Consider the following 14,115-nt stretch of genomic DNA (forward strand, 5'->3'; position numbering starts at 1 on the left):
ACTATCATGAGTAAGCGCCTTTTCACTCTTTAAAATTAATTGGTTTGTTGACTTAGTTTGACAAGTACGTGAGCCATATGCTGACGCTCTTCTTCATTAGCAACGTTCCATAGCTCATTCAATACTTTTTCCTCACGGTTGCGAGGCTCTTCATTTTTAGCAAGATAATCTGCAACACGCTTGGCACCTTTTGTTAAACCTTCTTCCCCTAGACCGAGTTTTTCACCTTTATGAACTTTATCTCCTAAGAAATCTTTGAATGAGTGGAAGTTGTTCATAATATCGTCTTTCTTATCTTCACTCATTTCAGCAGCAATATTTTTTGGATCGTGTTTCATTTGAAAATCCTCCTTTATAATGATGAATTACTTTGAAAACTTTGTTTCTACTTTGGATTTATCCTCTGAGGATGGTGCTCAAACATTACAATGTGTTGAAAGCATTTTTGAACGGAATTTTGAATGTTGATTCTCAGGGATAGGCATTTTTATGGGGCTTCTGTGATGGAGATTGACATGGATAGGGAATGGTTGAAGGCAAGAAGGGTTCCGAGCTCCTTGTGAATTTGCAGGCAGAAATGTGTATCTTCATACGAAACTTGCAGTTGGGGGAACATTGGCGCCTTTTGTAAATATACCGTGTCTTTCTTCCTATGAGGTTAATGAAACTTTATTCAATTTTATTCGTATTATTAAACAAAGGTGGTTGGTCTAAATAGAAACGGATAAATAGGTAGAAGAAAGTGTTCGACTCCATCACTTGTATTTTTGAAGGAGGTTTATGGATGAAGAAAGTCATTTTTGGTGTCTTAATTTTTTTATTGGTAGCTACTGGCTGTTCGGAGTCTGTAGAACAAACAGAAAAAGACTCGAAAATTAATGAATTCGAGGCAATGTTGAAAGATTCACTCACTGGTCCTTCCGAGGAGCTTACTGCGATTTATAAACAGTTTGCCAGTGAAGATGTCGATGAAACGGTGGAAGCATTGAAAAAACTTGATAGCTATCATAAAGACAAATATGGAAATTATTTCAAGGATGAATATTTTCAAGAAGTTTTGAATAAATCCATGTATTTTACCGTTTTTCAAGAGAAAGCATATCGGGAAGGCATGAAAATAAAAGCCGAAGATATACAAGTGGAGAGAAGTGAAACGAATGATACTGCTTACGATTTCTCAGTGAATGTGCACCTCTCTGATTCAGAAGAGGTGTGGAATGTAGAAGGGAGAATAAATACAGATGAAAATGGAAAAATCACCCGGATTCGCTACACGAATGGAATGGAGTGGCTTCAATAAAAATTCCCACATAATGTCACCGATGTTCGCCAAAACTAAATAAAACGAGGGGGGAGGTGAACAAAGTGACATTATACCGGCTTGGCTATGTAGCGATGAGTGTACATTTGCAGAATGCTTCACCATCACAAACACTGACATACAATCGATTTTCCCAGATTCGCGACGAAGAAGCGGCAAGGAGGAAATTAGAGCGGATTGCCATATCGAATATACAAAACTGTATCCGTCTTTTGAAACACAATAAAGCGAACGATATCCACTTTTTTCGGTTGAGTTCAAGGCTTGTTCCCCTTGCTACACATGAGGCGTTACAAGGTTGGAATTACATAGCAGCGATTAAAGAAGAATTGAAGGAACTTGGCGATTTCGCGAAAGGGCAGAAAATGCGTCTGGATTTCCATCCTGACCATTTTGTCGTTATCAATTCACCGAAGAAAGATATTTTCAAAACATCGATGGGTGTGCTTAAATATCATTACTTATTGCTTCATTATATGGGAATCGATACGACACACCGCTGCGTTTTCCATCTTGGTGGCAAGTATCAGGATAAAGAGAAGTCACTTGAGCGGTTCATTGAAAACTGGGCACTTGTGCCATCATCCATTCAGAAGATGGTAATGATCGAAAATGATGATACCTCCTATACACTTATGGACGGTCTCTATGTTTGTGAAAAGCTGAATATACCGCTTGTTTTTGACGTTCATCATCACTATGCGAACAATAATGGGGAGAAGTGGCCAGATCACTGGGATCGTGTGGTTGCCACATGGTCTCATTCTCCGCTACCTGTGAAAATGCATATATCAAGCCCGAAAAGCGATCAAGAATACAAAAGCCATGCAGATTACGTAGGTCTTGATATGTTCCTCGATTTTGTCAAGAAAACGAATGGGTCTACACAACAGATTGATTGTATGATCGAAGCGAAGCAGAAGGATGATGCGTTGTTCCGTTTAGTAGAGCAACTGAAGCAGCACCCGAATGTAGAAATGCAAGATGATAGCTCTTTTATATGGAAAGAATGAAAAAGAGTGCGGAAGCCATTCAGCTTCCGCACTCTTTTTGTGTGTGAATGGAAATATCTGTATGACCTGGTCAGCCAAAAATTCCCATTGTATGGGAGGTTCATTTGTATATAATCCCTGCTTATTAATGGAAGAAAACAATAAAAACTTTCCAAAGAAATGTGTTTAACGGTGTCGAGAGAAGGTTATATAGGAGTAGGTGGAAAATAGTGGATGGTCTGTCACCTTAGTGCAGTACATAATCCCATCTTTCTTTTTTTGCCGAATTCAAAGTGGGAGTGTTCCGATGTTGAAAAAAATCTCCATGTCAATTATTGCGTTTGTGGTGTTGTTCTTCATGCCAATGCAAATCTCTGCTGCTGATATGAGTCCGGAAGAAGTTTTGCAAAAGTCGAATGAAGCGATGATGAATTTAGATAGCTATTCTATTACGCAAAGTACCGAAAGTGAAATTGGTTCGATGGGGGACGACAGTCAGACACAGCCGCTTATGACGGAAACGAAGGCCGATGTTACGTTAGATCCTCTTGCCTTTTATGTACAAACCAACGTGGCAAATAAGACGATTGAAGCTTACCATACAGAGGAAGGCTACTTCAGCAAAACGGGGGACCAGGGCCGGATGAAACTTTCGGGTGATTCTTCTGAGCAAATGATGCAAATGATGGCAGAAGGTCAAATCAAACAAGCGATGCCTGTGGCTGATAACATGAGTGTCGAAGAACAGGATGATGCTTATGTACTCACATATGAAGGGGACGGGGAAGCACTTCTTGAAACATCGATGAACATGTTGCAGCAAAGTTTGAATGGATCAGATGGGGAACAAGGTATGCAGGGAATGAAGGGGGAAATACTCGAAAATACCACCATCAATGAGGTGTCCTATCAAATCACGATAGATAAAGAAACCCATTACTTTACATCAGCCGTCATGAATCTGGATATGGAAGCAGCAGAAGGGGCTGAAGGTTCCGGCCTTTCCATTTCGACAAAAACAGATGTTACAATTGATAATATCAATGGAGTAGGCACGATTGAAGTTCCGCAAGAAGTCTTGGACGAAGCCAAACCGATGGAAGACACATTAGGTGGCGGGGAACTGCCTGATACGGCTTCTTCTAATCCTGTCTATGCGATGCTTGGTGCAATTCTTGCTTTTGCTGCAGGATGTGCCTGGTTGTATAGAAGAAAAACGGCCGCATAAATATTTATGAGGAGCCGGTCCAGTGCCGGCTTCTCTTTAACCATAATCAAGGGGGTTACACATTGAACAAAATTCTCCTATTTCTTGTCGTCGCTGGACTCAGCATCACATGTTTCTATGGATTTCAATGGTGGAACTCCACTCAAGCAGTAGAAAAGGTGACAGAGGAGGAAATGGATGACTGGCATAGTTCACCTGAAGAGAAAGTCACAATTGGTTCTAAAAAAGGAGAAGAAACAGAAGAACAGGGGAATGCCGTTTACACGGAAGATATCGATACATATGAAAAGGGAGAAGAGACAGGAAGGCTCATCATCCCCCACTTGGAGAAGGGGTACACAACATATTGGGGAGCAGACGATGAATCGCTGGACCGTGGGGTCGGAATGTACGTCAGTGAGTGGACGACCACACCTGATCAAAAGCGACATACCGTGCTTAGCGGTCATAGGGAAACAGTATTTACGAATTTAGGGGATATTGAAGAAGGGGAATCGATTTTCTATGAGTTTGATGGAAGGCGGTATGAGTATGAGGTGGAAAAGAGCTGGGTGACAGACGAAGATGATCGGACAGTCATCGTCGATAAGGAAGACCCTACGTTAACACTGACGACTTGTTATCCTTTTGATTTTGTCGGCAATGCTCCGGAACGTTATATTCTCCAATCCACGCTCGTTTCTGTACAGGAAATAGAATGATAGAAGCAAGTGATTTATCAGCTTCTACGCATTGGATAGGAATCCTTTGTTAAACGGCTTATGTAATTGTGCTGACATCCAAGATGAAAAGTTTTTTATATTTTATATGCAAAGGAGTGCGGAAGAAATTCAGCTTCCGCACTCCTTTTTGTGTGCAAATGGAAAAAATTGCATGACCTGGTCATCCAATAATTTACTTTAAATGGGAGTATTTGTATGACCAGGTCACCGCCGGTATGGAAAATAATGTATGACCAGGTCCGGCAAATACGGCCAATACGACTAGTATGGTCAATAAAAAGGATCGATCATTGGTTCCATGGTGGCAGGGTTCTGTTCAGGGGTTTGTCTTTTCGGTATCCGAGAACATATTCCGCTTGCATGATTGTATGGATTTCGCGCGTTCCTTCATAAATAACAGGTGCTTTGGAGTTGCGTAAATAGCGCTCGACAGGGTATTCATTCGAATAACCATAAGCGCCATGAATTTGGACGGCATCATCAGCTGCCTTGTTTGCAAAGTCACAGGCCTGCCATTTAGCAAGAGAGGTTTCCCTTGTGTTTCGTACGCCTTTGTTTTTCAGTTCTCCTGCACGATAGACAAGGAGACGGCTCATTTGCAGGCCTGCTTCCATTTTGGCAATCATTTGCTGGACCAACTGATGTCTGCCAATCTCTTTTCCGAATGTTTCCCGCTCATGGCAGTAATCGACGCTTGCTTCGAGACAGGCCATAATTTGTCCGCAGGCTCCTGCTGCAACGGTGAAGCGCCCGTTATCGAGGGCGGACATGGCGATTTTGAACCCATCTCCTTCCTCCCCAAGCAGGTTCTCTTTTGGCACTTTCACTTGATCGAAAAATAACTCTCCTGTATTGCCGGCACGGATACCGAGTTTCCCTTTGGTCGCTTTTGATGAAAAGCCCTCATAAGTGCGTTCGACGATGAAGGCAGATATTCCATGGTGTTTCTTACTTTTATCAGTGTAGGCAAAAACAAGAAAATGATCGGCTGCGTCGCAAAGAGAAATCCATGTTTTTTGGCCGTTCAGGATGTAATAGTCATCATTCCTTGTCGCTGTTGTCTGCAGTGCGGCGACATCCGATCCAGCCGCAGGCTCAGTTAGGCCAAATGCACCTATTTTTTCTCCTTTAGCTTGTGGAACTAAGTATTTTTGTTTCTGAGTTTCATTGCCCCATTGCAACAAGGTCATACTGTTCAACCCTGTATGGACAGAGACGGCTGTACGGAATGCTGTATCTCCGCGCTCGAGCTCTTCACATACAATGGCGAGCGAATTATAATCCATTCCGCTCCCTCCGTAGGACTCTGGAATGCAGACTCCCATCAAGCCGATGTCAGCCAATTTTTTCATCGTCCCGTGATCGAAATGACCTTTCGCATCCCACTCGCCAATGTATGGCATCACTTCTTTATCGACAAAATCTCTTACCGTTTTCTTGAGCATCTGCTGTTCATCACTGTATTCGAAATTCATGGGCTCCCTCCTTAAATCCTCTTCATTTCCCTTAATGATCGAATCGTTTCTTTGTCATAACCAAGCTGTAATAAAATTTCCTCTGTATGTTCGCCCGGTTCTGGGGGATGGCGGTCCATCGTCACAGGTGTGCGGGATAGTTTCAACGGACTGCCAATCATTTCAACCGGTCCTGCTTTCGGGTGGAGGGACGTGATGAACATATCCCGCGCCTGCAGTTGCTCATCGTTCCTTACTTGATCAAGGGTCTGGATCGGCCCGCATGGAATTTTGTTTTTATGACATTGTTCCTCCCAAAAAGCGACCGTCTTTGTCAAGAAACGCTCTTGCAGCCATTCCGTCAACTCATCTCTATGCTGGACGCGGTTTGCGTTGGTGGAAAAGCGGGGGTCCTCATTTATTTCCGCTTGTCCGAGTATTTCGCAAAGGTTGCGGAATTGCCGATCATTTCCGACAGCGATCACCATTTCGCCGTCTTTAGCGCGAAATGTTTGATAGGGGACGATATTTGCATGATGGTTGCCGAGTCGTGAAGGCACTTTTCCTGTCATTAAAAAGTTGCTTCCTATATTGATGAGCGAGCTGACAGCAGAATCGTAAAGCGAGAGGTCGATTTTCTGCCCTTTACCAGACTGCACGCGCTCGAGTAAGGCGGCCTGAATGCCGATACAGGCGTATAATCCTGTCAAAATATCGGAAATGGCGACCCCGAGCTTTTGCGGTCCCGATTGTTCGTCACCCGTGATGCTCATCAGTCCGCTCATCGCCTGGATGATGAAGTCGTAACCCGGAAGGTGACTGGAGGGCCCTGTTTCTCCAAACCCTGTGATCGAACAAAAAATAACTTCAGGGTTCACTTTTTTTAAGTGGTCGTAATCAAGACCGAGCCGTTCCATCGTGCCCGTCTTGAAATTGTGTAAAAGGACGTCACTCTTCTTCACCAGTTTTTCAATCATTTGCTTGCCTTCCACGCTTTTCAAGTCGACGGTCAGGCTTTTTTTGTTGCGGTTGGCACATAAATAATAGGCACTCACACTTTCTTTGAACGGAGGCCCCCATGTCCGTGTTTCATCGCTTCCACCCGGAGCCTCCACTTTGATCACTTCTGCCCCAAGGTCCCCGAGAATCATAGAGCAGTAAGGCCCTGCTAACACGCGTGTCAAATCGAGGATCCGGATTCCTTCCAGTGCGGCAGTCATATCGAATCACAACCTTCCTCTATAGAAAAAGCCAGAAGAACCCATACGACGTATGAATCCAACTGGCTTGGGAAACAAAAATCAATGTACGAGAGTTGTCCTTTTCGGGTTACACCACATTGTATGTTTCAACAGTATAAGTTAAGAACCAAAAATCCGTCAGAAACTCTTATTCATAGAATCCTTTCTGCACCAATAGGATAGAACAATGGGACAATCCTGAAGGTTCGCGATCTATGAAGTTAGGGGGTCTGGCCATCATGCAAACCTCAAAACAGGTACAGAGTTTACCTGCCTATCTGTTTTCGGTTTTTCATAAAAAGAAAGTGGCGCTTATGGCGCAAGGAATAGATGTCATCGACCTTGGCATCGGTGCACCTGATCTACCGACACCACCGTTTATCATCGACACACTGGCAGAAGAAGCAAGAAAACCGGAGAATCATAAATACTCTCCGTACGGAGGCTGTCTGGAGTTCAAGTCAGCTGTCGTCGCTTTTTATAAAAATCATTATGAAGTCGAATTGAACATCGATTCCGAAGTTTTAGCATTAATCGGTTCCAAGGAAGGGATCGCCCACTTGATTCGAGCGGTTTTGAACCCTGGGGATGGTGTGCTCACCCCCGACCCTGGTTATCCTGTCTATCAATCAGCGATCCATCTTGCCCACGGCGCGACGGTCCGCTTCCCATTAGATGAGGAGAATGGGTATGTGCCGAAGTTCGATCATATTTCGGATAGGGACATCGATCGTTCCAAAATGATGCTCCTCAATTATCCGAACAATCCCACGGGAGGGACGGTGGGAATCGAAACCTTTGAAGAAGCGGTCCGTTTTGCGAAAAAACATAAATTGTCACTGATCCATGATGCGGCCTATGATCTTGTCACATTCAAAGACTATCAAGCTCCGAGTCTTATGCAAGTCCCTGGGGCTAAACAGCGGAGCGTGGAATTCGGTTCCTTGTCGAAGAGCTTCAACATGTCGGGGTGGAGGATTGGATATGTCGTCGGAAATCAAGAGCTGATTCGGGCCTTGAGTGTGGTGAAAAGTAATATGGATACAAGCCAGTTTTTGCCGATTCAAAAAGCGGCAGCGAAGGCACTGCAGAGTGATTTTTCATCGGTTCGTTCGAATAATCTGACCTATGAACAAAGGATCGATATGATGATGGATGCCTTAGCCGATATGAATATTTCTGCAACGAAACCGCGGGGAACATTTTTTGTATGGGCAAAAGTCCCAGAAGGATATACATCCCAGGGGTTTGCAGAAAAGATGCTCGATGAAGCGGGCATCATTATTACTCCAGGAACAGCTTTCGGACAAAACGGGGAGGGATATTTCCGAATCAGTCTCTCGGTACCGATCGAACGGCTTCATGAAGCAACGCTCCGTATGAAGAAAGCGATGAAAGGAGGGTGATTCTGATGGACGAAAATCGGATGACGAGTGCGGAGGCTATCGTGAAATGCCTGGAACGGGAAAAGATTCCAAAGGTGTTTTGTGTGCCAGGCGAGAGTTATTTACCGGTGATGGATGCAATTCTCGACTCTTCCTCGGTCGAGCTTATTTCCTGTCGGCATGAGGGGGGGGCGTCCTTCATGGCCGAGGGCTATGCCAAGGCTGGTGGGAAGCCTGGCGTGGTTATGGCTACAAGAGGTGTGGGAGCAGGAAACTTGGCCATTGGTGTCCATACTGCATTCCAGGACTCGACACCGCTCGTCGTTTTATTAGGACAAGTCCATTCAAGTTTCCGAGGTCGCGAAGGTTTTCAGGAAGTGGACCTGGAAGCTTTCTTCCGTCCGATTGCTAAATGGGTAGCGGAAATCCGTGAACCACCCCGTGTCCCTGAATTGATGCAGCGGGCATTGCGGATTGCCATGAGCGGGCGACCTGGACCTGTCGTTCTTGCGCTCCCGGAAGATATGCTGAAAAAACAAGCGGAGATGTCATTCGGACCTCAGCTTCGAAGGCCTGCTCCTAAACCATCCACAGACGAAGTGACAATCATTGTAGAGGAATTGAATAAAGCGGAGCGTCCTCTCTTTATCGCGGGAGGCGGAATCAAACTGGCAGGTGGAGAAGCAGCATTAAGAACGTTTGCCCATCATACAGGGATTCCTGTTGTCAGTGCGTTTCGGCGCCACGATGTTTTTCCGAATCAGGATCCTTTTTATTGTGGCCATCTCGGACTCGGGACACATAAGAATATTTTGCAGACAGTTGATCAGGCAGACACGATTTTTGCTGTCGGAACAAGATTATCCGAAGTGACGACACAGGATTATACGCTTTTAAAGAAGCATCATACACTGCTCCACATGGATATAGACGAAGACACGTTAGGAAAAGTGTATGCCCCTCATATAGGCATTGTTGCTGATGCGAAAGAGGGGTTGAATGAGTTATTGACAAGGCCGCTGAAGCGTCATGACAGCAAATGGAGTACAGAGCGGAGAAAAGCCTTTGAAAAGACATATGAAACCACAGGGGCGGATACACAGATCGGAAAAATTATTGCTTATTTACAAGAAAAATTGCCGGCGAACAGTGTGTTGACTAACGATGCGGGTAATTTCGCTGGATGGTTGCATCGTTATTTTTCATTCACTGATCACAAGTATATCGGTCCGACTTCTGGTGCGATGGGGTATGCCATGCCGGCAGCACTCGGAGCAAAATTAGCCTTTCCGGATCGAAAAGTCATTTCCCTCTCCGGGGATGGCGGATTCATGATGACCCTTCAGGAGTTGGAAACCGCCGTCCGATATGACATCCCGGTCATCAGTATCGTCTTCAACAACCGGATGTATGGCACGATCAGGATGCACCAGGAAATTCATTATCCTTTCAAAGTGATCGGAACGGATTTAGGGGAGGTCGCTTTTTCGAAAATAGCGGAAAACATGGGGGCCGAAGGCTTCCATGTCCGTACAGCGGAAGAATTTAAAAAAGCTTTAGATGAAGCGTTGCTATTGCAAACACCAGTCGTCATTGAAGTGGAAACAGACGGCGAGCAAATATCATTATCGAAGACGATCGAACAATTGAGGAAAAAAGGGGGAGAATCAAGTTGAAGTTGATTCAGGAGGAACGGTTGAAAAATTTTATTGATGGAATATGGAGAAATCCTTCCACAGGGGAAGCAACAGACGTCATTAATCCGGCTACATCAGAAACACTTGTCCAAGTACCGCTCTCTAGTGCGGCAGATGTAGAAGCGGCTACAGAAGCAGCGAAAAAAGCACAAAAACAGTGGGCGCTCGTACCAGCTCCTCAACGTGCAGAAGTTTTATACCGGGTCGGTTTGATTATGAAGGAGAGGAAAGAAAGGCTCTCCCAGCTTTTGACGATGGAGAACGGAAAAGTGATCGAAGAGGCTCGTGGCGAAGTACAAGAGGGAATCGACATGGCGTTTTACATGGCAGGAGAAGGCAGACGATTATTCGGACAGACGACACCTTCCGAGTTGAAAGATAAATTTGCGATGAGTGTACGCGCCCCCGTTGGAGTTGTCGGAATCATCACCCCCTGGAACTTCCCGATTGCTATCGCGACGTGGAAGTCGTTTCCAGCCATCGTTGCAGGAAATGCAGTCGTTTGGAAGCCAGCAACAGAAACACCGATCATGGCTTTTGAACTTGCGAAAATTTTTGAAGAAGCAGGCTTGCCGAAGGGCGTTCTGAACGTCGTCTTCGGTTCAGGTTCGACGGTCGGGGAAGCGATGATCGACCAGGAAGACATCCGGGTCATTTCTTTTACCGGTTCCAATGAAGTCGGCCGGGGAATCGCTGGTAAATGCGGGCAGCGTCTGAAGAAAGTCTCGCTTGAGATGGGCGGAAAAAACGCTGTCATTGTCATGGATGATGCGGACTTGTCTCTTGCTGTTGAAGGAATCCTTTGGAGTGCTTATGGAACAAGCGGTCAACGTTGTACCGCATGCAGCCGGGTCATGGTCCATGAAAAGGTGAAAAATGAGCTGGAAGAACGGTTGCAAAAGGAAATTGCAAAACTGTCGATCGGTGATGGTCTTGATGAATCGATCAAAGTCGGCCCGATCATCAACCGGAAAGGGTTAGAAAAAATCAAAAGCTACATCAGCATCGGGAAAGAAGAAGGGGCGAAGCTTTTGACTGGCGGCTATATCATGGAGAACGGAAGTCATAAAAAAGGGAATTATTTTGCACCAACACTATTCACCGATGTGAAACCGGATATGCGTATTGCTCAGGAGGAGATTTTCGGTCCTGTCGTTTCCCTCATCCCGATCCAAAGCTTTGAAGAAGCCGTGGAAATCAATAATAGTGTCGAGTTCGGATTATCGAGTTCCATTTTTACTCGTGATGTGAACAAAGTTTTTGCTGCCCAGCGGGATTTGGATACAGGAATCGTCTATGTGAATGCAGGTACAACCGGTGCAGAGATCCATTTACCTTTTGGTGGAACAAAAGGAACAGGGAATGGACATCGCGATTCGGGAGTTGCGGCTCTTGACGTGTTCACAGAGTGGAAAGCGGTGTATGTTGATTTCAGTGGCAAACTTCAACGCGCCCAAATTGATGTGGAGTGATTTTACAGAGATAAAGGAGTGCGGACGATGAAAGTAGCTGTACTAGGGTCTGGCTTAATGGGGAAGGAAGCGGCTCGTGATTTAGTCCATAGTCCGGGAGTAGAGAAGGTCGGTCTGGCAGATATTGACGAAGCGCGAGCGAATCAAGTTTGTCAGTCACTCGGTTCACCAAAGATTCAAGGGTATAAAGTCAATGCAGGTAATCAGAAGGAACTTGCCAAATTCATCAGGCAGTATGATGTCGTCATCAACGCTTTGTTTTATTCATTCAACGAAATCGTCGCCAAAACAGCCATTAGGGAAGGGGTCCATTCCGTAGATCTCGGGGGGCACATCGGTCATATCACAGACAAAGTGCTTGAACTGGATGAAGAAGCGAAAGCAGCTGGCGTGACCGTCATCCCTGATCTCGGCGTAGCTCCGGGAATGATCAACATCCTTTCCGGCTATGGTGCAAGTAAGCTTGATAAACTAGATTCGATCCGTCTATTTGTCGGGGGTATTCCTGTCCGTCCGGAGCCGCCGCTTGAATATAATCATGTCTTTTCGATGGAAGGTTTGCTCGATCATTATTCAGATCCCTCTATGATCATTCGAGAGGGAAGACTTCAAGAAGTGGAATCATTGACAGAGACGGAAAACATTTATTTTGAGCGCTTCGGTCCACTGGAAGCTTTCCATACATCGGGAGGTACTTCGACATTACTGAAGTCCTACCCATCGATTGATACACTGGAATATAAAACGATCCGCTATCCGGGACATGCGAAGAAAATGAAACTGCTCGTCGACTTGAACTTGACTGGTGCTGATAAGGTTGTCGAGGTTGATGGAGTGAAAGTGAAGACGAGAGATGTCCTGTTGAAAAGCATTGACCCGATCTTACAGCTGAAAGAAAAAGATGATGCCGTTTTATTACGAGTCATTGTCGGAGGGGAAGCAGAAGGGGCCAGAAGAACCTATCAGTACGAAATGATCACATACAAAGATCGTACGACCAACGTAACCGCGATGGCCCGGGCAACTGCGAACACTATCTCTGTAGTGGCGCAAATGATTGGGGCAGGGCACATTGCGAAACGTGGTGTATGCCCGCCGGAGCAAATCGTAGCTGGTCACATATATATCGATGAGATGAAAAAACGAGGAGTGGTCATCAACGAACACATAGATGGATAGAATTGGGCATGACACTTAAACAGGAAGCAGGACAACTCGTTCAGCTTCCTGTTTTTCGTTATAAAATTTCTTTTTCCTTTCATAGTCCAAGACAAGGAGTAGATATATATAGAAAGTTGATATAAAGTGCACTGCTAAAGCGGTAACGGGATGGAGGCAGGAACCAAAAAACTTAATAAGGGGAGATCAATCAGTGGAAACATTTTTAATGATCTTAATGTTAATGGCTTTGGCAGGTATGTTAGCCTTTGTCGTCTTAGCCTTCGTGAAAGGTAAGGGTAACAGGGGCAAGAACTTTGCTATGTCAGGTGGATGCCTGTTCGCATTTTTAGTTTTAGCACTGATTTTGGGATCCATGGTTGAAGAAGCACCTGTTGCGGAAGAAGCTGCAACTAAAGCCTCTTCAGAAGATGAAGAGGCGGAAGAGAAATCAAAGCAGGAAGAGGAAGCTAAAAAAGCTGAAGAAGAAGTACAGAAAGAGCAAGAAGAGCAAGAAGCGGAAGAGGCTGAGGAACAGGCAAAGAAAGAGCAAGAAGAACAAGAAGCGAAAGAGGCAGAGGAACAGGCGAAGAAAGAGCAAGAAGAACAAGAAGCGAAAGAGGCAGAGGAACAGGCGAAGAAAGAGCAAGAAGTCAAAGAAGCTGAAGAACAGGCGAAGAAAGAAGAAGAACAGAAAGCTATGGAAGCTCAAGAAAAGAGCCTGACGGTGTCCCAGGAACAAGCGGTTAAAATGGCTCAAGACTATCTTGATTACACGGCCTTCTCCAAAACAGGTTTGATCGAACAATTAGAGTATGAAGGGTTCCATTCAGAGGATGCAGCATACGCTGTCGAGAATATTACGGTAGATTGGAAAGAACAGGCGGTTAATGCGGCACAAGACTATGTTGATTACACGGCTTTCTCTAAAACAGGCTTGATCGAACAATTAGAGTTTGAGGGGTTCCGTTTAGAAGATGCAGCGTACGCTGTCGAAAATATTACGGTAGATTGGAAAGAACAGGCGGTAATGGCGGCACAGGATTATCTTGATTACACTTCCTTTTCAAGACAAGGTTTAATCGACCAATTAAAGTATGAAGGATACAGCACAGAAGATGCAACCTACGCTGTAGATCAGGTTGGTTTGTGATAGATAAAGGGAGCAGTCATTTATTTGCTGCTCCCTTTATTTATATTTTAGCACAGAGCGATACTCATCACCGTTAAAATTGCTGTGCACAATTCCGAAACTACGGGTTTTTGTCTTTTCTAGAAAGGAATTACATCCAATGTATAAAAGTAATGGCTATTTCCAAACTTCCTACAGTAAAACCTGCATGGATGGACAGTCCTGGCAAAAAGGCCGTCTCCCAAGCTCAAACTTTACCGTAAAAGCACTGAGAGTTTAATTGCAGGATTCTAATACATACAAGAAGTACTTC

At 44.9% G+C, this 14,115-nt stretch carries 12 protein-coding genes; 9 read left to right on the forward strand and 3 right to left on the reverse strand.

What is annotated here, in order from left to right; translation table 11 throughout:
* Nucleotides 1–35 precede the first annotated feature (35 nt).
* Nucleotides 36–338, reverse strand: coding sequence for a DUF3243 domain-containing protein (locus tag BMZ58_RS02445; RefSeq protein ID WP_075034946.1), 303 nt, complete (start codon nucleotides 336–338; stop codon nucleotides 36–38).
* 446 nt (nucleotides 339–784) lie between these two features.
* Here BMZ58_RS02445 and BMZ58_RS02450 point away from each other — a divergent pair, with 446 nt between their 5' ends.
* The 4 genes from BMZ58_RS02450 to BMZ58_RS02465 all read left to right on the forward strand — a co-directional run bounded on the left by BMZ58_RS02450 (nucleotide 785) and on the right by BMZ58_RS02465 (nucleotide 4,242).
* A complete protein-coding gene (locus tag BMZ58_RS02450; protein ID WP_075034947.1) occupies nucleotides 785–1,300 on the forward strand; it encodes a hypothetical protein in 516 nt (171 codons plus the stop codon).
* A gap of 65 nt (nucleotides 1,301–1,365) precedes the next feature.
* Complete coding sequence (uvsE, locus tag BMZ58_RS02455; protein WP_075034948.1) at nucleotides 1,366–2,334, forward strand: UV DNA damage repair endonuclease UvsE; 969 nt, start codon at nucleotides 1,366–1,368, stop codon at nucleotides 2,332–2,334.
* 286 nt (nucleotides 2,335–2,620) lie between these two features.
* On the forward strand, nucleotides 2,621–3,541 hold the full coding sequence (locus BMZ58_RS02460; RefSeq protein ID WP_075034949.1) for a DUF6612 family protein: 921 nt from the start codon (nucleotides 2,621–2,623) through the stop codon (nucleotides 3,539–3,541).
* Between the two features lie 62 nt (nucleotides 3,542–3,603).
* Nucleotides 3,604–4,242: a class D sortase gene (locus BMZ58_RS02465; protein WP_075034950.1), complete on the forward strand. Its 639-nt coding sequence runs from the start codon at nucleotides 3,604–3,606 to the stop codon at nucleotides 4,240–4,242.
* 308 nt (nucleotides 4,243–4,550) lie between these two features.
* Here the strand turns inward: BMZ58_RS02465 and BMZ58_RS02470 are convergent, their stop codons facing one another.
* The gene (locus BMZ58_RS02470; RefSeq protein WP_075034951.1) at nucleotides 4,551–5,738 is read right to left on the reverse strand and encodes an acyl-CoA dehydrogenase family protein; all 1,188 of its coding nucleotides are present in this window, start codon (nucleotides 5,736–5,738) and stop codon (nucleotides 4,551–4,553) included.
* 11 nt (nucleotides 5,739–5,749) lie between these two features.
* The gene (locus BMZ58_RS02475) at nucleotides 5,750–6,937 is read right to left on the reverse strand and encodes a CaiB/BaiF CoA transferase family protein (RefSeq protein ID WP_075034952.1); all 1,188 of its coding nucleotides are present in this window, start codon (nucleotides 6,935–6,937) and stop codon (nucleotides 5,750–5,752) included.
* A gap of 260 nt (nucleotides 6,938–7,197) precedes the next feature.
* On the opposite strand from BMZ58_RS02475, the gene BMZ58_RS02480 reads away from it, so the two are divergent.
* The 5 genes from BMZ58_RS02480 to BMZ58_RS02500 all read left to right on the forward strand — a co-directional run bounded on the left by BMZ58_RS02480 (nucleotide 7,198) and on the right by BMZ58_RS02500 (nucleotide 13,823).
* On the forward strand, nucleotides 7,198–8,364 hold the full coding sequence (locus BMZ58_RS02480; protein ID WP_075034953.1) for an aminotransferase class I/II-fold pyridoxal phosphate-dependent enzyme: 1,167 nt from the start codon (nucleotides 7,198–7,200) through the stop codon (nucleotides 8,362–8,364).
* 5 nt (nucleotides 8,365–8,369) lie between these two features.
* Complete coding sequence (locus tag BMZ58_RS02485; RefSeq protein ID WP_075034954.1) at nucleotides 8,370–10,019, forward strand: thiamine pyrophosphate-dependent enzyme; 1,650 nt, start codon at nucleotides 8,370–8,372, stop codon at nucleotides 10,017–10,019.
* Complete coding sequence (locus tag BMZ58_RS02490) at nucleotides 10,016–11,512, forward strand: aldehyde dehydrogenase family protein (protein ID WP_425268635.1); 1,497 nt, start codon at nucleotides 10,016–10,018, stop codon at nucleotides 11,510–11,512. Before BMZ58_RS02485 ends, BMZ58_RS02490 begins: the two co-directional genes overlap by 4 nt.
* A gap of 27 nt (nucleotides 11,513–11,539) precedes the next feature.
* Complete coding sequence (locus tag BMZ58_RS02495; RefSeq protein ID WP_075034955.1) at nucleotides 11,540–12,691, forward strand: saccharopine dehydrogenase family protein; 1,152 nt, start codon at nucleotides 11,540–11,542, stop codon at nucleotides 12,689–12,691.
* A gap of 193 nt (nucleotides 12,692–12,884) precedes the next feature.
* Complete coding sequence (locus tag BMZ58_RS02500; protein WP_244151472.1) at nucleotides 12,885–13,823, forward strand: Ltp family lipoprotein; 939 nt, start codon at nucleotides 12,885–12,887, stop codon at nucleotides 13,821–13,823.
* Nucleotides 13,824–14,115: the final 292 nt, after the last annotated feature.

It is taken from the genome of Halobacillus dabanensis (assembly GCF_900114165.1).
In the GTDB taxonomy this organism is placed as follows: domain Bacteria; phylum Bacillota; class Bacilli; order Bacillales; family Halobacillaceae; genus Halobacillus; species Halobacillus dabanensis.

Coding starts and splice junctions, on each gene's coding strand:
- BMZ58_RS02445 (WP_075034946.1), bottom strand. CDS start 338: ATGAAACACGATCCAAAAAATATTGCTGCTGAAATGAGTGAAGATAAG.
- BMZ58_RS02450 (WP_075034947.1), top strand. CDS start 785: ATGAAGAAAGTCATTTTTGGTGTCTTAATTTTTTTATTGGTAGCTACT.
- BMZ58_RS02460 (WP_075034949.1), top strand. CDS start 2,621: ATGTTGAAAAAAATCTCCATGTCAATTATTGCGTTTGTGGTGTTGTTC.
- BMZ58_RS02470 (WP_075034951.1), bottom strand. CDS start 5,738: ATGAATTTCGAATACAGTGATGAACAGCAGATGCTCAAGAAAACGGTA.
- BMZ58_RS02475 (WP_075034952.1), bottom strand. CDS start 6,937: ATGACTGCCGCACTGGAAGGAATCCGGATCCTCGATTTGACACGCGTG.
- BMZ58_RS02480 (WP_075034953.1), top strand. CDS start 7,198: ATGCAAACCTCAAAACAGGTACAGAGTTTACCTGCCTATCTGTTTTCG.
- BMZ58_RS02485 (WP_075034954.1), top strand. CDS start 8,370: ATGGACGAAAATCGGATGACGAGTGCGGAGGCTATCGTGAAATGCCTG.
- BMZ58_RS02495 (WP_075034955.1), top strand. CDS start 11,540: ATGAAAGTAGCTGTACTAGGGTCTGGCTTAATGGGGAAGGAAGCGGCT.